Annotated in this window: 17 protein-coding genes; 9 read left to right on the top strand and 8 right to left on the bottom strand. The window is 70.9% G+C overall.

The features are described from left to right. Window positions 1–2: 2 nt before the first annotated feature. A complete protein-coding gene (locus POL72_RS10155; protein WP_272094861.1) occupies window positions 3–563 on the bottom strand; it encodes an SMI1/KNR4 family protein in 561 nt (186 codons plus the stop codon). Between the two features lie 782 nt (window positions 564–1345). On the opposite strand from POL72_RS10155, the gene POL72_RS10150 reads away from it, so the two are divergent. Further along, entirely contained in the window at window positions 1346–3241 is a 1896-nt protein-coding gene (locus POL72_RS10150) for a MopE-related protein (RefSeq protein ID WP_272094860.1), read from the top strand. 80 nt (window positions 3242–3321) lie between these two features. Then, the gene (sixA, locus tag POL72_RS10145; protein ID WP_272094858.1) at window positions 3322–3849 is read left to right on the top strand and encodes a phosphohistidine phosphatase SixA; all 528 of its coding nucleotides are present in this window, start codon (window positions 3322–3324) and stop codon (window positions 3847–3849) included. Between the two features lie 34 nt (window positions 3850–3883). Here the strand turns inward: sixA and POL72_RS10140 are convergent, their stop codons facing one another. Beyond that, window positions 3884–4918, bottom strand: coding sequence for an AAA family ATPase (locus POL72_RS10140; RefSeq protein ID WP_272094857.1), 1035 nt, complete (start codon window positions 4916–4918; stop codon window positions 3884–3886). 130 nt (window positions 4919–5048) lie between these two features. On the opposite strand from POL72_RS10140, the gene POL72_RS10135 reads away from it, so the two are divergent. Further along, window positions 5049–6584 (top strand): peptidase MATCAP family protein, encoded by a 1536-nt coding sequence (locus POL72_RS10135; protein WP_272094856.1) that lies wholly within the window; start codon window positions 5049–5051, stop codon window positions 6582–6584. Between the two features lie 59 nt (window positions 6585–6643). Here POL72_RS10135 and POL72_RS10130 read toward each other — a convergent pair whose 3' ends face one another. Next, on the bottom strand, window positions 6644–7492 hold the full coding sequence (locus POL72_RS10130; protein WP_272094855.1) for an RNA polymerase sigma factor: 849 nt from the start codon (window positions 7490–7492) through the stop codon (window positions 6644–6646). Window positions 7493–7660: 168 nt separating this feature from the next. Next, window positions 7661–8452, bottom strand: a complete 792-nt coding sequence (locus POL72_RS10125; RefSeq protein WP_272094854.1) for an enoyl-CoA hydratase/isomerase family protein — start codon at window positions 8450–8452, stop codon at window positions 7661–7663. 60 nt (window positions 8453–8512) lie between these two features. On the opposite strand from POL72_RS10125, the gene POL72_RS10120 reads away from it, so the two are divergent. The 5 genes from POL72_RS10120 to POL72_RS10100 all read left to right on the top strand — a co-directional run bounded on the left by POL72_RS10120 (window position 8513) and on the right by POL72_RS10100 (window position 14564). Further along, on the top strand, window positions 8513–8803 hold the full coding sequence (locus POL72_RS10120; protein WP_272094852.1) for a phosphopantetheine-binding protein: 291 nt from the start codon (window positions 8513–8515) through the stop codon (window positions 8801–8803). A 25-nt stretch (window positions 8804–8828) separates the two neighbouring features. Next, entirely contained in the window at window positions 8829–11141 is a 2313-nt protein-coding gene (locus tag POL72_RS51175) for a beta-ketoacyl-[acyl-carrier-protein] synthase family protein (RefSeq protein WP_272094851.1), read from the top strand. Then, the gene (locus tag POL72_RS10110) at window positions 11138–12049 is read left to right on the top strand and encodes a hypothetical protein (RefSeq protein ID WP_272094850.1); all 912 of its coding nucleotides are present in this window, start codon (window positions 11138–11140) and stop codon (window positions 12047–12049) included. Before POL72_RS51175 ends, POL72_RS10110 begins: the two co-directional genes overlap by 4 nt. Next, window positions 12046–13956 (top strand): beta-ketoacyl synthase N-terminal-like domain-containing protein, encoded by a 1911-nt coding sequence (locus tag POL72_RS10105; protein WP_272094849.1) that lies wholly within the window; start codon window positions 12046–12048, stop codon window positions 13954–13956. Before POL72_RS10110 ends, POL72_RS10105 begins: the two co-directional genes overlap by 4 nt. A gap of 122 nt (window positions 13957–14078) precedes the next feature. Then, the gene (locus POL72_RS10100) at window positions 14079–14564 is read left to right on the top strand and encodes a hypothetical protein (protein WP_272094848.1); all 486 of its coding nucleotides are present in this window, start codon (window positions 14079–14081) and stop codon (window positions 14562–14564) included. 175 nt (window positions 14565–14739) lie between these two features. On the opposite strand, the gene POL72_RS10095 is transcribed toward POL72_RS10100, so the two are convergent. The 4 genes from POL72_RS10095 to asnS form a co-directional block, all read right to left on the bottom strand. Beyond that, window positions 14740–15654, bottom strand: a complete 915-nt coding sequence (locus POL72_RS10095) for a patatin-like phospholipase family protein (RefSeq protein ID WP_272094847.1) — start codon at window positions 15652–15654, stop codon at window positions 14740–14742. Window positions 15655–15695: 41 nt separating this feature from the next. Further along, complete coding sequence (locus POL72_RS10090; protein WP_272094845.1) at window positions 15696–16394, bottom strand: hypothetical protein; 699 nt, start codon at window positions 16392–16394, stop codon at window positions 15696–15698. A 28-nt stretch (window positions 16395–16422) separates the two neighbouring features. Beyond that, window positions 16423–17160 (bottom strand): class II glutamine amidotransferase, encoded by a 738-nt coding sequence (locus POL72_RS10085; RefSeq protein WP_272094844.1) that lies wholly within the window; start codon window positions 17158–17160, stop codon window positions 16423–16425. A 572-nt stretch (window positions 17161–17732) separates the two neighbouring features. Next, window positions 17733–19073: an asparagine--tRNA ligase gene (asnS, locus tag POL72_RS10080; RefSeq protein WP_272094843.1), complete on the bottom strand. Its 1341-nt coding sequence runs from the start codon at window positions 19071–19073 to the stop codon at window positions 17733–17735. 64 nt (window positions 19074–19137) lie between these two features. Between asnS and POL72_RS10075 the strand changes: the two genes are divergently transcribed. Then, window positions 19138–19977 carry a C2 domain-containing protein gene (locus POL72_RS10075; RefSeq protein ID WP_272094842.1) on the top strand — a complete coding sequence of 280 codons (840 nt, stop codon included), beginning with the start codon at window positions 19138–19140 and terminating at the stop codon, window positions 19975–19977. Window positions 19978–19981 lie beyond the last annotated feature (4 nt).

Below are 19981 nucleotides of genomic sequence, written 5' to 3'. Positions count from 1 at the left end.
GATCAATACTCCGTGTCGCCCTCGTCGTCCTCTTCGGCGGTCCCGAGCTCGGGGTTGAGCGCCACGTGCGACTCGAGGTCCTCGAGCCGCTGCGATTCGCGCAGCTTGATGAGGCCGCACTGCTCGGCGAGATACAGGTCGAACGCCGTGTAGCGCGGGAAGACCCGGACGTTCGTGTCCTCGTTGTCGAGGCCGAGGATGACGAGCTCGCCGTCCCGCCTGGCCTCCCCGAGGTAGAGCGCGTTCCATGGCTGACCGGGGAGGTTGGGCAGCCTCACGACCTTGGCCCGGAGCCGCGATTCGGTCCAGCCGAGGTCGGTCTTCGCCTCGGCCAGCTTGCGGACCGAGGTGAGCTTCGGTCGAGGCGCCGACGGGTCCTGGCCGAAGCGATGCCGCCCCTTGAACCGCGGGCCCAGGCTATCGAGCGCGAAATCGAACTCGAGGAACGCCCGCAGCGTGGGCGGCAGCTCGACCATCAGCCTCGACTCGAGCGCATCGAGAGCCGCCTGGCTCGCTCCCACGGCGGTATGGCTGGAAGGGCGCTTCTTCAGTTGAGCGATCACGCGATGCACGAGCTCAACGCCACGTTCGATCGGTGCCATGTATCCACGCGCCGCGGTTACGCGGTGTTCTTCAGGACCCAAAGGGCCTCACTGGGGCCGCGTCTCTGGGCCCCGACTGTTGCAGGCTCGTCGCGCGCTCGGCCGGCGGTCTACATCGGCCGACCGGGTGCGCGTCCCTCTATGGTGCCTACCGGTCCGGTCCGCTCGGTGTCAACCAGCGATCGCACTGCGGTCGATCATTCCTCCTCCCCCTGAAGTGCTCGCCTGGTTTCCCGTCACCCTCGCCTCGAGGAGCGCGGTCCGCCTCTCCCACGCGCGTTGAAGGCGCGCCGCGCTCGCCAGATCAGGACGGCGGCTGCGATGAGCACCACCGCGGCGCCGATCCCCAGGATGACCCATTGTGGCGCAGGGTAACGCCCGCGCTGAAGGCCAGGAGGCGGCCGCTCGTACTCGATCTGGAGCTGCACGCCCACCGGCCCTCGTTACACGCGGATGCTCCGACCCGCAACTGATCCGCGGCGCGATCCGGCCGGCTCGGCGTGCAGGCCAGCTCGTGAGCAGCCCTGGCAGCTGCTCGGCCAGGCCGCGCAGAGCGAGGAAGTGCCTCGAGATCGACGCCCCCACCGACCGGCCAGCACCAACGGATCAAAACTTGCTTTCATGGAAACTCGGGCTTGTAAAGTGGACCGAAGCGCGGGCACCGTGCGGCCGGTGCGAGAGGGTGAGAGATGAAGCCGGGCTCTTCAGCGTGGTTCGAGGGGGCGCCTCCGCGGCCTTCCCGGATGCGACGGTACCTCCTCGCGCTCGGCGCATGGGCGGCGCTCGGCGTCCTGGCGGGAGCGTGCGGCCGGACGAGCCTCCCCGACCTCTCGGGCGCCAGCGCTGGTGGGGGCGGCTTCGGCGGCGCGACGAGCGGCAGCATGTCGACCTCATCGAGCGGAGGCGGGGGCGTCGGAGGCTTCGACGCATGCGGCGCCCCCACGGACTGTGACGATGGCGACGACTGCACGAGCGACGACTGCACAGACGGGCGCTGCGACCATCGTCCCCGCGACGACGATCGGGACGGCGTCGGCCCGACGTCCTGCGGCGGGAGCGACTGCAACGACCTCAACCCGTCCGTCTTCCCGGGCGCGCCGGAGATCTGCACGGACGCGGCGGACAACGACTGCAACGGCGTGAGCGACTGCTTCGATCCCGCGTGCGCAACGGGGGAGATCTGCGGCTGCACCCCGAGTCCTGCCGGCGAGCGCTGTCAGAACGGCGTCGACGACGACTGCGACACGATCGTCGACTGCTTCGACGCGGACTGCTCGGGAACGCCGGCCTGCGGCTGCTCCACCTCGGAGGCCGGGAAGTGCGGCAACGGCGTCGATGACGACTGCGATCTCGCCTTCGACTGCGACGACGCCGACTGCGCCTCCGAGCCGCTTTGCGCCTGCAGCTCCCAGCGCGAGCGCTGCGACAACCGCGAGGATGACGACTGCGATCTCCTGGTCGACTGCGGCGATCCGGACTGCCGCGGCATCTTCCCTTGCGCGTGCGAGCCGCCCGGCTCGCCGGAGCGGTGCGAGGACGGCGTCGACAACGACTGCGACGGGCGCGTCGACTGCGCGGACCCGCAGTGCATCTCCGCGCCGGCCTGCAAGCGCTGCGTGCCGGAGGTCTGCGACGACGGCGTCGACAACAACTGCGACGAGCGCGTGGACTGCGCGGACAGCGCCTGCGCCTTCGCGCCGAACTGCGAGCCGACGCCGGAGCGGTGCAACAACCGCGTCGACGACGACGGCGACGCCCTGGTCGACTGCCAGGACCCGGACTGCGCCAGCAGCCCGGTGTGCGTGATCGAGCAGGCCAACTGCCTGTCGCCGAAGCGCATCCCTGGGACTGGCACCTACACGGGGGACACCACCGGGCACGTGAGCGAGACCCGGGGTGAGTGCGGCGGCGACGCCGGCGAGGCGGTCTTCTTCTTCGTGCTCACCGCGCCGTCGCGCGTGCACCTCGACTCGCGCGGCTCGGGCTTCGACACGGCGCTCTACGTCCGCACAGGCGTCTGCAACTCCGGCCGGGAGATCGGCTGCGACGACGACAGCGGCGGGGCGCAGGCCTCCCTGCTCGATTTCAGCATCCTGTACCCGGGCACCTACTTCGTCTTCCTCGACGGCTTCACGATCGATCCCGCGAGCGGACCGAACGAGGGCCCCTTCGTGCTCAACGTCGAGATCGCCCCGAACCCGCGCGAGATCTGTGACGACGACCTCGACAACGACGGCGATCACTACGTCGACTGCGCCGATCCCGGCTGCGCCACCTTCGGCCCGTGCCGGAGCTGCGCGAAGGGCGCCGCGCCTGGCCCCGAGTTCGGGACCGCCGCGTGCACCGACGGGATCGACAACGACTGCGACGGCGCGCTGGACTGCGCCGACGAGGACTGCAGCGCAAGCGACGTTTACGTGACGGAGTGCTGCAACGGCCTTGATGAAAACGGGAACGGGTTTCCTGACGATTTCAACTGCCGGTGCGCCTCCGACGCCGATTGCGACGGGGGGCAGCTCTGTTACACGCACACGACGTTCACGTGCGGTTTCCCGTGCGAGAGCTTCCGCGGGAGCATCTGTCCCTTCGTGGCGCCGGGGTCGCACTGCAACGATGCGACCCATCAGTGCGAGTTCTGACAGGCGTCGAGGCGGCGCCGCTGCCTCTTTCGCGCGCACGGCGCTCCCCGGCTGACGCTCGTCCGGGCTAAGGTCAGGTCATGGAGATCCTGATCATTCGCCATGGCCATGCCGTGGATGACGCGCCGGACCTCGGCGACGCAGGTCGCTGGTTGACGGGCAAGGGGCGCAAGCTGACCCGGCGTGTCGCCAAATGGCTCGCGAAGCAGAAGGACCGTTGTCCTGCGGCGATCTGGACGAGCCCCCTCGTGCGCGCGGTGCAGACCGCGGAGATCATCGCCGATGCCGCCGGGCTGACCGACGAGGTGTCGGTGGTCGCCGAGCTCTCTCCCTCACGCGACACGGCCGAGATCCTTCGCCTGCTCTCGCAGCACCAGGGGGATCAGCCGCTGGCGCTGGTGGGGCACGAGCCTTCGTTGTCGGCGCTGGTGACGTCGCTGCTCGGCGATGGCGGCTGGGCTGGCCTGAGCCTGAAGAAGAGCGGCGTCGTCGCGGTGAGCTGGGACGGGCGCGGGCCGGGGACGCTGCGCTTCGCGTTGGATCTGAAGGCCATGAAGGCGGTCACGCCGGTGAAGGAAGCGCAGCAACAGGCGCCTCGCGCGCGGTGATGGGCGTCGACGGGCGTCCGCGCCACGGCGCCGCTCAGCGCACCGATCTCTCCACGGCGCTCAGCACGTCGACGTCGCGGACGCCGTCCGCCTCGGCGCGGTACGACAGCACGATCCGGTGCCGCAGCGCCGGGATCAGCAGCGCCCTCACGTCGTCCACGTCTGCGGCTGCTTCGCCGCGGAGCGCGGCGCGCGCCTTGGCCGCGATCACCAGCGCCTGGCTCCCCCGCGGCCCCGCGCCGTAGCGCACGTAGTCCCGGACCTCCTGCGCTGCGCGCTCCGCCCCCGGCCGCGTCGCCCTGGCGAGGCGCACCGCGAGGTCCACGGCCTCGTCGGTCACCGGGATCCTCGGGACGAGGCGCCCGATCGCCAGCACCTCTCGCGCCTTGAGCACCGCCGCGATCGCCGGCGGCTTCCCCGAGGTCGTCCGTCGCGCCACCTCGCGCTCCTCGGCCTCGCTCGGGTAGGTGACGTGAATCTCCAGCAAGAAGCGGTCGAGCTGCGCCTCCGGTAGAGGGTAGGTTCCTTCCTGCTCGATCGGGTTTCGCGTCGCGAACACCTGGAACGGGTCGGGGAGGGCGTGCGTGGTGGTCCCGACGGTCACCTTGCGCTCCTGCATCGCCTCGAGCAGGGCGGCCTGCGTCTTCGGCGGGGTCCGGTTCACCTCGTCCGCGAGGACGAGGTTGTGGAAGATGGGACCGGGCTGGAAGCGCAGGCTCCTCGACCCGTGCTGCTCGTGCAGCACGTCGGTCCCCGTGATGTCGGCGGGCAGCAGGTCGGGCGTGAACTGGACGCGCCCGAAGCTCAGGTCGAGCGCCCTCGCGAGCGACGACACGAGCAGGGTCTTGGCGAGCCCCGGGACGCCGACGAGCAGCGCATGCCCGCGCGCGGCGAGCGTGATCAGCATGGCCTCGACGACCTCGTCCTGCCCTACCACCGCCGCCGCGATCGCCGAGCGGAGCCGCCTGGCCCCCTCTGCCGTGCGCTCGAGGAGCGCGGCATCCGAGAGGGCGGTCGATTCCTCGTCGGCGGTCGTCTCGGCGTCATTCCTGTGCTCGGGATCGCTCATACGGGCAGGGCTCGTACCCCGAGGCCGCGATGCCGACAAGGACCCGGCGAAGCCGGCTCTCCCTGCGGCGTGGGTCCTGGCCCGTGGAGGTTTGCTCGGACAGGTGAGCCGGTGTTAGCAATCGATCGCAATGGCGCAGAGCTCTGAGGCCCGGGAGAGGAGAGGGGCGGACGTGGAGGCGCAGCGCGAGCTCACGGTGAGCGAGCCAGCGGACGAGCCGCGCAGCAGCAGCGCTGGCGCGGCGGAGGACGGCGCGGGAGCGGCCGCGACCGGCGGTCCGGGCGGCCCTGGGGACGGCGGCGGGGCGAGCGGTGAAGCGCCGTCGGCGCCGCTCGAGTCCCTGAGCTTGCACGACGGGCCGATCCCGCACGCGCCGCTCCCGCCGGTCGCGGGGCCGTGGCGCTCCTACAAGGAGATCCTCGCGACGCTGGCCCAGCGCGTGCTCGACGCGCAGCGACCGATCCGCATCCTCCAGGCGCTCCGCTGGGAGGCGGACGTCGAAGAGCAATTTCTCCGCTCGAAGCAGCGCGAGCTGCCGGTGGTCACCTACTCGGACGACCTGGGGTTCGACCCGGAGGCCAAGCAGCGCGAGCTCGAGGAGATCCTCCGCGACGCCGAGCGGGAGCTCGGCAAGCGCGATCGGCTCGGGCAGATCCTCCGCGCGACGGCGGACGAGTACCGGAAGGTCGTGAGCATGCTCATCGGACGGGGAACGAAGGCGTTCTACGCGCTGTCCCGCGAGCTCTACGGGTCCCCGAAGGACAAGCTGCCGGACGGAAAGACGAGCGTGCGGGACATGGGCTTCGTGCTCTACGACCTCCTGACGGCCATCGGCGGAGAGCGGCTCGGCCCGTCGCAGCAGCGCGAGATCACGGCGGAGATGGCGGCGCTCGAGCTGAACGCCCGCTTCGACCGGTTCTTCGGCGGCGCGTCGATCCGCGTCCAGGTGGACGACTCGCTCCTCGCGGACGCCGCTGCGGGCAGCGACTACGTGAAGATCCGGAGCGGCGCGATGTTCTCCAAGAGCGATGTCGACATCCTCGAGGCGCACGAGGGGTGGGTGCACGTCGCGACCAGCTTGAACGGGCAAGCTCAACCGGTGGCGCGCTGGCTCGCGAAGGGGCCTCCGCGCACCACGGCGGTTCAGGAAGGGCTCGCCGTTCTGGTGGAGATCCTCACCTTCAGGAGCACCCCGCGTCGGGCGAAGAAGCTGAACGACCGCATCCTCGCGGTGGACAAGGCGGAGGACGGGGCCTCGTTCCTCGACGTGTTCGAGTGGTACCGCACCGAAGGTTACGAAGAAGACGAGTGCTTCCAGAATGCCAGGCGCGTCTTCCGCGGCGGTGTGCTCGCGGGAGGGGCGCCGTTCACCAAGGACGCCTGCTACTGCAAGGGGATCGTCCTCAACTACGCCTTCATGCGCGCGGCCATTCAGCACGATCGGGCGATGCTGATTCCATTCTTGTTCGTCGGGAAGGTCGCGCACGAGGACGTCCCTGTCCTCCATGCGCACGTGACGGACGGGATCATCCGCCCGCCCCCGTATCTCCCGCCGATCTTCGACGACATGAACGGGCTGGCGATCTGGATATGCTACTCCTCCTTCTTCTCCCGCCTGGGAGGGACGGCGCTTGCCGAGCACTACGGCAGGATGCTGGAGCACTGAGAGCGGCCGACCCGGGGCCCCGGTAGCGGCGGCCTCCTCTCTGTGCGTGCGGTGGTCGCCTACGGGGCCGGCGCGGCGCAGGCCTGTGCGCTCGGACCGGCGGCGTGCGCCTCGGCGATCGCGCGCATGACCGCGAGCCAGATCCTGCGCCGGAGTGCGTCCGGCACCTCGGGGATGAGCCTGGCCGTGCTCATGAGCGACTCTTCGTCGGCCGCGCGGGAGCGCTCGGCGACCGGGAGGCTCAACGGATGGTGGAGCGCGCGTCGGTCCTCGGCGTTCATGCGCTTCACCGCCACGCGGAAGTCTTCGCGGGCCAGCCGGAGGCGGTTGCGCACCGTGTTCTCGTTCACGTCCAGGTCGCGCGCGATGTCGGCGGTCGTCACATCGAGCAGATCGTGCATGATCAAGACCACGCGTCGCTCGGTGTCGATCGCGCCGAGCAGCCTGCCGACGAGCTGGCCGCTTTGCTCGCGCGCGAGCAGCTGTTCCGAGGTCAAGCCGGGGTCGGCGAGCTCGAACGGCCAGCTCGCCCCGGCGCCGACCGCGATCTCTCGGCGGCGGTAGGCGCGCTCGCGATAATGGCCGACCTGTCGCCAGGCGATGCCGAACAGCCAGCGCCTGAGGGGCTCGCCGAGCGGGCTCGCGGTTTGTGGCGCCCCGCGCTCCAAGCTTGGGGCGTGCCCGCAGGGGTGATGTCCCGCGCGCGCCTCGTCGGGGCAGCGCCTCGGATCGAAGCGATCCAGCGCGTGATACGCAGCGAGCATGACGTCTTGCAGGACGTCGTCGATGTCGCGCTCTGCCACCCCGAGCCAGCGGAGCGCTTGTCGGAGGAACGACAGCCCGACAGTGTACACGGTCTCGAAGCTGGGCCGCTCCAGCAAGGGCCCATGCTCAACAAGCTGTTGCATGCCTGAACTTACGTGCAGCGGCCCCCGCTGATTTGAAAATCGTCCAACCCTCCGATGTCGTCCTTTAAAATGTAATAATTATTACATTCATGGGGTCTCAACCGCGGTGCCGGCTACCCCATGGAGAAGAACGGCGAGGCAGCGCATGGCTCGACGTGTGGCGTGCGCTCACTTGCCTTGGAACACCGGCTTCCGCTTCTCCATGTAGGCGGCGAGCCCCTCGCGGGCGTCCTCCGACGCGAACAGCTCGGCCTGGAGCTCTCGTTCGAGGGCGAGCCCCTGTTCGAGCCCTACCTCGAAGCCTGTCTGAACGGCGCGCTTGATGCGCCCGACCGCCAGCGCCGCGCGATCCGGGAGCGTGAACGTGTGGCTGTACGCGAGGATCCGGTCCATGAACTCGTCATGGGAGGCCGTCTCCCAGACATCATTGACCAGGCCAACCGCGAGCGCTGTCTCGAAATCGAACGTCTGCCCCTCGCACATCAGCTGGATCGCCCGCGATTTACCGATGAGCCTGGCGAGGCGCTGGGTGCCTCCTGTGCCTGGCAGGACGCCCAGCGTGACCTCGGGGAGCCCGACCTTGCCTGCGCCTTTGCGGGCGATGCGGAGATCACAGGCCATCGCGATCTCGAGACCACCGCCCACGGTGTGGCCGTTCAGCGCGGCGATGCAGAGCTTCGGCGTGTGCTCGAGGCGGCTCAACGTCTCGTTCGCGTGGAGACAGAAGTAGTATTTGAACGTCGGGTCCGACTCGCGGAGCATGTTGATGTTCGCTCCTGCGCAGAAGAACTTTTCGCCGTGCCCGGTGATGACGATGACATGGACATCGTTGTCGAAGCGGGCCTCGAGGATGGCCGCGTCGAGGTCCTTCATCATCTCGTGGGTGTAGCCGTTGACCGGCGGATCATTGAGGGTAAGCAGCGCGACGCCTGCAGAGGTGGCGTAGTCGACGAGGGCCATGGGCGCTCTTTACCAAACCGTCAGAAAAAGCGCTGCCCCCTGGTGGAAAGGCGCGGAATTGTGCTACCCCGCAGGGACGTGCTCATGAACGCGCAGGACGTGCGGCAGAAGTTAAAAGAACTCATGGTCGAGGAGTTGAACCTCGAGGGGAAGACGCCGGCCGACATCGACGACGCCGCGCCGCTGTTCGGCGCAGGGCTGGGCCTCGATTCGCTGGACGCGCTCCAGCTCGCCATGAGCGTGGAGGAGCGCTTCGGCGTCCGCATCCCGGAGGGCGACGAAGCGAGGCCGATCTTCGCATCGGTGGACGCGCTCGTGGCCCACATCGTCAAGTCGACCGCGGCGGCGTGAACGCGCCGCAGAGAGCCGTTCGGGCGTGCGCATCTGGGTGACGGGCATCGGGGTCGTCTCGCCCCTGGCGCGCGGGGCGAGCGAGACGATGGACCGGCTCATCGCAGGAGAGCGGGCCTTCGCGCCGCTCTCCTTGTTCGAGATCCCCGGGACGCGCGGGCGCATCGCCGCGGAGGTCCGCGACCTCTCCCCCGAGGAGGTCGCTCCGCCCGGCGAGGCGGAAGGGTGGTCTCGGACCGACGCGATGGCCGTGCTCTCGGCCCGCGAGGCGCTCGCGCACGCGGGCATCGATCCGAGGGCCGTTCCGGTCGACCTGGTGGTCGGCGGGACGACCGCCGGGATGTTCGAGACGGAGGATTTGCTCGCCTGGCTGTCGCACGACCCCAGCGCGATCGCCCCCCTGAAGCGGATGCTCTCGCATCCGCTCTCCTCGACGGCCGACCATGTCCGCGCCGCCGTCGGTCCGTTCCGGCGGGTGAGGAGCGTCTGCAGCGCCTGCTCGAGCGGCGCGAACGCCATCTTGCTGGGGGCGGCCTGGCTCCGCGCCGGCCTCTCCACCCGCGTGCTCGCGGGGGGCGCCGACGGCCTGTGCCGGCTGACCTACACCGGCTTCGGCGCGCTCGCGGCCGTCGATCCGGAGCCGTGCCGCCCGTTCGATCGGCGGCGCGCCGGCCTGAACCTCGGCGAAGCCGCGGCGTTCCTGCTCCTCGAGTCCGAGGACGCCGCGCGCGCGCGCGGCGCGGAGCCGATCGTCGAGCTCCGCGGATGGGCGACCGGCGCCGAGGCTCATCACATCACCAACCCCGAGCGCGAGGGGCGCACCGCCGCGCGCGTCATGCGCGACGCTCTCCGGTGCGCGGCGCTCACGCCCTCGGATCTGGATTACGTCAACGCGCACGGCACCGCGACGCCGTTGAACGACGTCATGGAGAGCGCCGCCCTGCGCGCCTGCCTCGGCCCAGAGGTGAGCCGCATCGCGGTCTCCTCCTCGAAGGGGCAGATCGGGCACACGCTCGGCGCAGCGGGCGCGATCGAGGCGGCGATCACCGCCCTCGCCGTCGCGCGTGGCGTGATGCCCCCGACCGGCGGCCTCGAAGAGGTCGATCCGGAGTGCCAGCTCGTGCACCTCAAGGAGGCGCGCGAGGCGCCGATCCGGTCGGCGATGTCGAACTCCTTCGGCTTCGGCGGCACGGACAGCGTGCTCGTGCTCGCGCAGCCCGGCCGTTTCCCGCCGCCGCTCGACGCCGGCAGCGCGCCCCGGCGGCGCTCGGTCGTCGTGACCGCGGCCGCGACGATCGGCCCGCTGGGCGTCCTCGCGTCCCGTGGCGGCGCCGCGTATCTCGAGCCTGGCCCTCCGCCAGCGGAAGGGGCCATCCCCTTCAACACGGCCGCGCACCTCGATCTCGCGCGGGCGAGGCGGCTCGACCGAGCTGGCCGGCTGACGACGGCCGCGATCCTCACGGCCCTCTCGGATGCCGGGCTCGGTGGCGCGGTGCAGGCCGATGCCGGCGCGGGCGATCCGGCGGCCGACGTCGCGCCGAGCCGCACCCTTCCCGGCGCCATCGTCGGCGCGTCCTTTGGCAGCGTCGACGCCTCGACCGCCTACATGCGACGCATCTACGACAAGGGCGCGAAGTACGCGAGCCCCGCCGATTTTCCGAACCTGGTCCCCTCGTCGCCGGTCGGGCATGCCTCCATCTACCTGGGCCTACGTGGCCCGGTGTTCGCGATGGCCGATCTCGGAGCGACCGCGGAAGCGGCCATGGTCACGGCCATCGAGCTCATCACGGCCGGGGAGGGGGAGGTGCTCGCCGCCGGCAGCGTCGAGGAGACGAGCCCGATGATCGAGCGGTGCCTCGGTCCGATCTGCTCGCAGGTCGTCAGCAGCGGTGTCCGCAGCGAGGGCGCTGCCGTGCTGCTCTTCGAGAGCGCCGCGCGGGCGCGTGAGCGAGGGGCACGCCCGGTGGCGACGGTGTCCTGGTGGAACTCCTGGCGGGGTGACGGCGTGGGGATGCTCGTGGGAGCGCCAGCGCCGGCGCGCCTCGGCGCTCCGGGAGAGAGCGCTCTGCGAGCGCAGGCCACCGTCCCGTCGCCGGCCGCCGTGTTCGTCGGACGGGAGGAGGAGCGCCTCGCCGCCTGCCTGCATGGCTCACCGTGGGCCGAGGTGCCGCGCACCCTGCTCGCGCCGCGCTCAGGCGATCACGAGGGCGCCGGCGGGTTCGCCGCCGCTGCGGCGGTCGCGGCGCTCGCCTGCCGCGACCTCGCGAGCGTGCTCGTCCTGGGCGGCGCACCCGACCGGGGATACGCCATCCTGCTGGTCGCTCCCGGCGACGCGTGACGACATCGCTGCCTGCTCCCCGCCGTCGTGCGCGGCGCCTCGTCAGCGCTGGGCGCGTCCTGCTCTTGCTCGCGTGCGTCCCCGCCTGCGCCGCGAGCGCTCCGCGGCGCGGCGCGCTCGACGCCGAGCTAGCGCGCCTCCTGCCGGGCCCATCGGCGGGCACGGCCGCCGCGCGGCTCGACCCCTCCGCGTGGCGCGAGGGGCGCGAGCGCCTCGCAGGTCTCCGGCGCGAGGTCGAGGGGGCCGGCCCGCGCACGCTCCGCGTCCGCATGGCGCTGCGGGAGCCGCGCACGGGTCACGTGCTCGAGGCGCGCGGCGCGATCGCGGTCGCCCCGCCGGCGATCGAAGGGCGCGCACGCGCGGCGGGGAGCGACACTCCCGAGCCGGAGGGCGCGCTGCGGATGATCCTCCTCGGCCCGGGCGGCACCACCGCGCTCGACCTGTGGGCGCGCGGCGATCGCTTCCGTTTCGCCGTGCCCGCGCTCGACCTGCTGAGGCGCGGCGACGCCTCGACGCCTCGGGCTTCACTCCGCGGTCTGCCGGTAGATTTCCTGCGCTGGTGGATGCTCCATCCGGCGGCGGGGACGCTGCTCTGGTACTCGCGCGCTGCGAGCACGGATTCCTTCGTCCTGCGCGACGGCGACGCCATGATCGATCTGCGGGTCAACGATCGGGGCGTGATCGGCGCGCGCCGCACCACGTGGTCGACGGCGGAGGGCGCCCGCCGGCGCCGGCTCGACGAGGAGGTCGTGATCGCCGAGGGCATGGGCTGCGCCAACGTCCGTTACGCGCAGGCCTCGACCGGGCTGCTCATCACGGTGATCTGCGAGGCCGAGGAGCGGGAGCGCGCGCCGGATCCACGCGCGTTCGTCGATCCCGACGCGCTCCGGCCGGGGGGCGGCTCATGAGCGACGCCTGCGTCATCGCCTCGGGCGCCGTCTCGGCGCTCGGCCTCGGCCCTCTCGCGTACCGCGTCCCTCGGGCTGGCGAGCCTGCGCCTGTCGCGATCACGCGCGACGAGGAGCTGGCGCGCGCCGGCCTGCTGCGGCCCTTCGCCGCGCGCGCGCCCGCGGACCTCGGCGTCGCTCCGGGCGCCGATCGCGCCACGGACCTGCTGAAGGCGGCGCTCTCGCAGACCCTCGCGGCGCTGGAGGGCGCGCGCCCGGGCTTTCGTGGCGAGCGCATCGGCGTCGCCCTCGGCACCTCCAGCGGCGGCATGCTCACCGCGGAGCGGTTCTTCGCCGCGCGCGCCGAGGGGGCCGACGCCGGCTCGCTCGCCGCGCTGGCCTCGGGCGCGACCTATTTCGCGCCGTTCAATGATGCGCTCGCCGCGTTCGGGCTCGAGCGGACCCCGCTGCGCACGCACCTGCTCGCGGCCTGTGCGGCGAGCACCCTGGCGATCGGCCTCGGTCTCCGCTGGCTCGATCGCGACGCCTGCGATCTCGTGCTCGCCGGCGGCTACGACGCCCTCAGCACCTTCGTCGCCGCCGGCTTCGAGGCGCTCCGCGCGACCACGGCGTCCAGGTCGCGCCCGTTTCGGATCGGCCGTGACGGCATGGCGCTCGGCGAGGGCGCCGCCGTCGTCGCCCTCGTCCGCGAGGACCGTCTCCGCGGCGCCCCGGTGATCGTCCGCGTCGCCGGCTTCGGCGCGTCCACGGACGCGGTGCACATCACCGCCCCGGATCGAACCGGATCGGGGCTCGCGCGCGCCGGCGCCGCGGCGCTCGCCGACGCCGGGTGGCCTGCATCGCGCGTCGGTCTCATCAGCGCCCACGCCACGGCGACGCCTTACAACGACGCGATGGAGTCGCGCGCGATCGCCGCGCTGCTCTCGCGTGGCGCCGTGCAGGGCGGCTCGGGCACGCTGCCGGGCGCGGATGCGCTTCCGCCGGTGGTCCACCCGTTCAAGGCTCAGATCGGGCACACGCTCGGGGCCGCGGGCGCGCTCGAGACGCTCGCCGCCGCGGCCGCCCTCGAGGCGTCCATCGCTCCGCCGGCGGCCTCCGAAGGCGAGCTCGACCCCGACGCTCCGGCTCACCTGCTCGAGCGCGCCGAGCCCCGCCCGCTCTCCTCGGCGCTCAAGCTCTCGGCGGCGTTCGGCGGCGCCAACGCCGCCCTCTTGCTCACGTCCTCCGCGAGCGGGCGCCGGCCGCGGCGCCCCCGCGCCGTGGTTCTCCGCGCGCACGCGCGCGTGACGGGCTCCGATCTCGGGCGCCTCGCCGAGGCGACCGGCATCGCGCGCGATCGCCTCGCGCGCCTCGACGCGCTCTGCCGGCTCGGGCTGACGGCGGTGGCAGCGCTCGCCGCCATCGTCGGCGCCGATCGCTTGCGGGGCGCCGGCATCGTCGCGGGCCACGCGCTCGCCACGATCGACACCAACGATACCTACGACGCCCGCCGGCGCGCGCGCGGAGCCCGCTTCGTCGAGCCGCGCCTCTTCCCTGCGACGTCGCCGAACGCGATCGCGGGCGAGTGCGCCATCGCGTACCAGCTCACCGGGCCGAGCTTCGCGGTAGGCGCCGGGCTCGGCGGCGCGCTGGAGGCGCTCCGCGCCGCGGCCGATCTCGTCGCGTCCTCGGACGCCGACCGCATGGTCGTCCTCGCGGCCGACGACGCCGGGCCGGTCGCACGAGAGCTGCTCAGCCTCACCGGCGCCCGGCACCGCGCGCTCGCCAGCGGCGCCGTCGCGCTCCTCCTGCAGGCGGATCCCGGCGACGACGAGCGCCTGCGCAAGGTCGATCCCGACCTTTCTGTCGACCACGACGGGCCGGTCGGCCACCTCGCCCTCCTCCGCTGGCTCGAGGAGCACGCGTAGCGGCGCGCCCGTCCGCGTCATCCCCGGTGATCGTGATCGCTTCGCTTGCCGATCCGCGCCTCGATCTGGCAAGGTTCCCGGCTGGAATCAGCTGCTTCCCCCGAGCGTTGTCCTGCCCGCGTATGTTCTGCCGCCAAACAAAAGCTGTCGCTTCGCTCCTCGTCGTTGCTTCGGCCGTCCTCGCCGGGTGCGCGACCCACTACATCCCGAACACGGACGTGGAGGACAACGACGACAACCGCAAGATCATCTCGTTCTGCGAGAAGTATCGCAACGCGGTGGAGAGCAAGAACGTGAGCGAGCTGCTCAAGCTCGCGTCGCCCAAGTACTACGAGGACGGCGGCAACATCGATGCGGCGGACGACCTCGATTACGCCGGCCTGCGCACGTACCTCACCGGCAAGTTCCAGGACGCGCGCGCCATCCGCTACGAGATCCGCTACCGGCGCGTCCTCAAGGACGATGACGTCATCTACGTCGACTACACCTTCAGCGCGAGCTATCGCATCCCGGGCGGCAAGGGCGAAGAGTGGCGCCGCAAGGTCGACGACAACCGCCTGGAGCTGGTGGAGTACCAGGACGAGTACCGCATCGTCGCGGGGATGTAGCGGCCGGTCGCTGCGCGACGGCGCCGTCGACGGACGCGGGGGCGAGCGGCGAGCGGGGTGCAGGTTCGTGCGCTACGGGCTCAGCCGCTAGGCAGGCGGGTGAGGCGCACGAAAGTACGTCGCAGCGAGCCGAACGACGCGGATGGGCCCGTAGCGCTCGAACTTGCTCCCCGCTCTAGTTCAGTGCGCTCTTCGAGGAGGGGGCATCGAACACGCCCTTCTCCTTCGCGGCCGCGAGTATGCGGAGCGCAGTGCGGTAGCCGCGCAGGACGAGCGGCTTGGCGGCGAACCTGTTCATGTAGCTGTACCGGCCGATCGCGGGCGCCACGTCCAGGAAGGTGACGTTCGGGTAGAGCTTGGAGAGGAGCTCGACGCCGCGGCGCTCCTTCTCGGCGAGAAGAATGCTGAGCGACTGCCGGACGACGCTGGGCGCGCCGCTCCTCGCGATCGAGCGCTGCGACTCGTCGCGCTCCTCGGGACGGTAGATGTTCGAGATGATCACGATGTTCGCGCCGGCATTCACGGCCACATCGGCGGAGAGCGTCCGGATCACCTCGCCGCTGAGGTGATAGCGGCCGTTGATGCGGTAGGGCCGGAACAGGCCGGGCACGCAGCAGCTGGCGGCCACGGCCTGGCTGATCGGCGTGGCCTCGTCGTAGCCCGGGCCGAACACGACCCGCTTGGCGCTGTCCACGTCGACCGCCGTCACGAAGACCGCGTGGGGCAGCTGCCGGAAGTCGTTGATCGGCAGCGTCCGGCGCACGTAGCGCTCGAGCCTGTCGATCGAGAACACCCCGGAGCAGAGGTATCCCGGATCGAGCAGATCGCGCAGCGCGGGAGCTCCAAAGAAGCTCGACACGTGGAGGCGAGGCCCGCGGTGACGCCGTCTCCAGGGGAGGCGGTAGGCGTCGAGCAGCACATCGAGCGGGATGTCTTGCCCGTACGTCGCGCTGACCAGCGCGCCCGCCCCCGCGCCCACGTAGATCTCCGGATGGATGCCCAGCTCCTCGCAAGCCTTCAGCACGCCGAGGTGCGCAAGGCCTCGCGCCGCTCCCCCGGAGCCCACGAACGCGATCTTGAGGCGGCTCATCGAGCCCCGATCTTGTCGGAGATATGGCACAAGCGCAAAGCCTACTGTAACTGGAAGTCCTCGAGCAGCCGGTAGATCCTGAATCGCGGGCCGTCGCGGCGCAGCCAGACGACGATCTCGTCGCCGAGCAGGCGATCCGCCGCGACCCGCGCTGTCGCGATCGGCACGCGGATCACGACGTCCTGGTCATCGAGCGTCTCCGGCTGGATCGCGGGGTGTTGCGGCGTCGCGAGCACGTCCTCGGCCCGGAAGATCTGGAGCTCCGACTCCCGATAGACCGGCTCTCCAGCGAGCTTTCCGTACTCGAGTCGCCGGAACCGCTGCTCCCACCAGAGCCCGGCGCTCGGCGGCTGCCCCGATCCGCCCGAGCCGGTGTGGATCGCGAGGGCATCGCGCGTCAGCAGCTCGCTCAGGGCTTCGCTGTCCTCGGCGACCACCCGGCGGAAGAACTCGTCCACGACATCCAGCGCGGCGCCGATGCCGAGAGGCGTCCGGAGGGTCACGACGCTGTCCTCGACGTCTGCCTGGTTCGTCGGTGGCGGCGGGGTGCTCGCCGGATCGAGCGCCACGCCGTCAGGGCGGCGGCGCTCGTCAGAGAGCTCGGCGGCGGTGGGAAAGGAAGCCGGTTCTCCTCGGCCGCACCCCAGGAGCGACCAGCCCGCGATCACGGCGACGAGCAGCGAAGGACACGCCGGCGACGGCCGAGAGCTGTCCGGAGAGCCGGCCGGCGGTGCATGCACCCTGGCCTCCTGCGGGACCTTCGGGCGTTCAGATCGGCTCGATCGCGGGAGCATCGGCGCGGGTGAACGTCACGATCGCACGCTCGCCAACGTGGGTCCACCCTGCGGGGGCCTGGTCGTCATCGAAGTCCGACGCGACGAGCGTCAGCCGGCTCGCGGCATAGTCGGGCATGCGCATTCGGCCCAACCCGCCGTCGCTGAGGAGCCGCTCCATGTCCTCGCTGCCCTGGTAAATGCGGTACGCCATCGACGTGCCGCCGTGGGCGGCGAGCAGGTACTCGGGGTTGGTGACCACGATGTTCATCGCGCTCGGCCCCGCCCCTTCCTCCGCGCAGAGCCGGTCGACGAGCGCGATGGAAGACCGCAGGGCCGTCCGCGCGCTCGCCGCGTCCACGTTGGGCCGATCGAGCTGGCCGCTGTCGTGGAGGAAGGACAGGAACAGGTGGAAGAGGATCTCGCTGTCCGTCTCGCCGCGAACGTCGCGCTGGAGAAACTGCGGTAGCGAGTCGCTCAGCTGGTTCCGCAGGCGGGCGAACCCTTCGACCGTGCCCGTGTGGGCGAACAGCCACTGCCGATAGCGGAACGGGTGCGTGTTCTCGGTGCGCAAGCTGCCGACGGTCGCAGCCCGGACATGCGCCACGAGGATGTCGGCGCGCACGTCCTTGGTCATGTCGACCAGGCTGATCTCGGGTCGATCGTCGATCGGCCGGCGCTTGAGGAGAATCTCTCCTCCCTGGTAGAAGCCGACCCCCCAGCCAGGGATCACGCCCTCCCTTCGGCGAACCGTGAGGGCACGTTCTTCGAGCTCGATCGCACGCGCGCCGAGATCCGGACGGTTACCGATAAAGCCGACGAGACGAGCCATAGCTTTGTCCTCGCGAGTTGGGTCGGGGAGGCGGGGGCAGGGTCCGGCTCGCCGGTAGAGCGCTCCCTCATCTGCAAGCAGGGGTGGCTCCGTCGGTCGGCCGAGTGAGCGTGGGTCGCGGGTTGCGCCCTATGCTTTCTTGATACGACAGAGTCGCCCTGCAAGCGGAGCAAAAACGGATCCCCAGCGGCGAGCTGCGGCGCGGGCACGGCCTGACCACACTGGCCGCCGTTGTCGCGCGTCGCGCGGGCTTGCCGATCGCGTTACCTCTTACTCACGCTCCTCGCACAGCGTTACGATTCCGACGCGTGGGTGCGCGCGGGGAGCGGCTAGCCTCGTCTGCTTCCACGCTTCCACGCTTCCACGCTCGCACGCGTTCGGCCCGCCGCGTCGGCGCCGTGGCGCATCGCGCCGTGAATGAGGCGCTGCCAAGCGGTCCCCAGATTTCCCGGCAGGATCTCTGACGCGCGGCACTACGGCGAGAGCCGATTCAGCATGCGCGGGAACGGGATCGTCTCGCGCACGTGGGGCAGACCGCAGATCCAGGCGACGCTCCGCTCGATGCCCAGCCCGAAGCCCGCATGCGGGAAGGTGCCATACCGGCGCAGATCCAGGTACCAGCCGAACGCCTCGGGGGGCAGCCGATGCGCCTCGATTGCCCGCTCGAGGGTGGCGAGATCATCCTCGCGCTGCCCGCCGCCGATCACCTCTCCATAACCCTCCGGCGCCAGGACATCGACGCAGAGCGCGAGCCGGTCGTCCGTCGGATCGCGCTTCATGTAGAAGGCTTTCACCTGAGCCGGATAGCGGTGGATCATGACGGGACGATCGTACCGGCCGGAGATGATCGTCTCGTCCTCGCCGCCGAAATCCTCGCCCCAGGGAAAATCCGGAATTTCAGACTCTCCGGCCATTTTGCGTTTCTCCGCGCGCGCCTCGTTCAGGATGGCGACGGCCTCGTCGTAGCGGATGCGCGGGAACGGCTTCTTGACGGCCTCGAGCTTCCCGACGTCGCGCTCGAGCACCGCGAGCTCGGGGCGGCGGCGCTCGAGGACCCGCTCGACGATGAAGCAGAGGAAGTCTTCCGCGAGGTCCATGTCGCCCGCGAGGTCCATGAACGCCACCTCGGGCTCGACCATCCAGAACTCGGCCAGGTGGCGGCGGGTCTTCGACTTTTCCGCGCGGAACGTGGGGCCGAAGCAGTACGCCTTCCCGAACGCGGCCGCTGCCGCCTCCATGTACAGCTGCCCCGACTGGGTGAGGTACGCCTTCTCGCCGTGGTAGTCGGTCTGGAACAGCGTGCTCGTCCCCTCGCACGCGTTCGGCGTGAAGACCGGCGCATCGACGAGCGTGAACCCGCGCCCGTCGAAGAAGTCGCGGACGGCCTGGATGATGGTGTGACGAACGCGCAAGATCGCGTGCTGCCGCCTCGATCGCAGCCAGAGGTGGCGGTGATCCATGAGGAAGTCGGTCCCGTGCTCCTTCGGGGAGATGGGGTACTCGCCGGTGGTGGAGGCGAGCACGCGGAAGGCGGACGCGGCGATCTCGTAGACCCCGGCGCGCTTCGGGTGCGCCTTCACCTCGCCGACGACATCGATCACGCTCTCCTGGGTGACCTTGTCGGCGGCCGCGAAGACCTCGTCGCCGACGTCGCTCTTCGCCATCACGCACTGGACGGTGCCGAAGCCGTCGCGCAGCTCGAGGAAGTGGAGCTTGCCGCTCGATCGCTTGTTGTAGAGCCATCCGCGGAGCACGACAGTGCTGCCGACGTGCGCGCTGAGGTCGCTGGTAGCAATGACGGGCTGATCGTGCATGGGCGCCCGAAATAGCACGGTTTAGTTGCGGCTGACGCCGGCTCCGGCCAAAAATGGCGCCATCTTGGTCCTCCGACGGCATCGCGCGCTCTCGCTCTGCTTGCCCGCGTTCATCCTGCTGCTCGCTGCAGGTGGCACGCCGCTCGCCGCGGGCGGCTGCTCGGCGCTCTATCCCGAGCTCTCGACCCGCCTGCGCGAGCCTCCTCCAGACCAGGAGCTGCATCCTCCGCCGCCCGAGGACGTCCGATGGCTTCGGGTCGTCCGTGCGAGAATCCCGGAGCGCACTCGGGACGGCCGAGCCTGGGATTCCGGCGCTGGCGACCTCCCGGACCCCTATGTCCGCGTCTTCGTCAACGGCGCGGAGATCTTTCGGACGGCGGAGCAAACGAACACGCTGGAGCCGACCTGGCCCGAAGGACCCAGCGGGAACTTCCAGATCTTGCCCGAGGACCGGCTCCGGGTGGAGGTCTGGGAAGCGGACCCGCTCGTCGACAAGCCGATCGGGGTGCGCGACATCGGCCGCCCGAGCGACACGCAGCGAGCCGCAGGCGAGATCGAGGTCGAGCTCGATGCGGGCGGCTCGCTCACGCTCGCGTTCCAGCCGGCGCACGCCAGGTTCGGCCTCGGCCTTTGGTACCAGCTGCATTCCGGTTCCGCATTCATCTCGCGCACCATGGAGGGCGGGCCCGCGGAGCGCGCCGGGCTCCGCAAGGACGACGAGGTGCTGGAGATCGCCGGGCAGCCGCTGCGGCGCATGTCCGTCGCGGCGATCCGGGGCGCGCTCGACGCCGTGCCGCGCGCCGGGCTCGTGCTCCTGGTCAAGCACGCCACGGGCACGACCGAGCGGATCAGGGTCCACGAGGGGCCCATCTATCCGCTGTTCGATCGCTTCGCCGCCGAGTAGGGGA

The sequence above is a fragment of the Sorangium aterium genome, from assembly GCF_028368935.1.
GTDB classification, from domain to species: Bacteria; Myxococcota_A; Polyangia; order Polyangiales; family Polyangiaceae; genus Sorangium; species Sorangium atrum.
This window is presented reverse-complemented; position numbering and strand designations above follow the sequence as displayed.

What these genes read in the sequence shown, in the direction of transcription:
- POL72_RS10150 (WP_272094860.1), top strand. Translation starts at nt 1,346, where the DNA reads ATGCGACGGTACCTCCTCGCGCTCGGCGCATGGGCGGCGCTCGGCGTC.
- sixA (WP_272094858.1), top strand. Translation starts at nt 3,322, where the DNA reads ATGGAGATCCTGATCATTCGCCATGGCCATGCCGTGGATGACGCGCCG.
- POL72_RS10140 (WP_272094857.1), bottom strand. Translation starts at nt 4,918, where the DNA reads ATGAGCGATCCCGAGCACAGGAATGACGCCGAGACGACCGCCGACGAG.
- POL72_RS10135 (WP_272094856.1), top strand. Translation starts at nt 5,049, where the DNA reads ATGGCGCAGAGCTCTGAGGCCCGGGAGAGGAGAGGGGCGGACGTGGAG.
- POL72_RS10130 (WP_272094855.1), bottom strand. Translation starts at nt 7,492, where the DNA reads ATGCAACAGCTTGTTGAGCATGGGCCCTTGCTGGAGCGGCCCAGCTTC.
- POL72_RS10125 (WP_272094854.1), bottom strand. Translation starts at nt 8,452, where the DNA reads ATGGCCCTCGTCGACTACGCCACCTCTGCAGGCGTCGCGCTGCTTACC.
- POL72_RS10105 (WP_272094849.1), top strand. Translation starts at nt 12,046, where the DNA reads ATGAGCGACGCCTGCGTCATCGCCTCGGGCGCCGTCTCGGCGCTCGGC.
- POL72_RS10100 (WP_272094848.1), top strand. Translation starts at nt 14,079, where the DNA reads ATGTTCTGCCGCCAAACAAAAGCTGTCGCTTCGCTCCTCGTCGTTGCT.
- POL72_RS10095 (WP_272094847.1), bottom strand. Translation starts at nt 15,654, where the DNA reads ATGAGCCGCCTCAAGATCGCGTTCGTGGGCTCCGGGGGAGCGGCGCGA.
- asnS (WP_272094843.1), bottom strand. Translation starts at nt 19,073, where the DNA reads ATGCACGATCAGCCCGTCATTGCTACCAGCGACCTCAGCGCGCACGTC.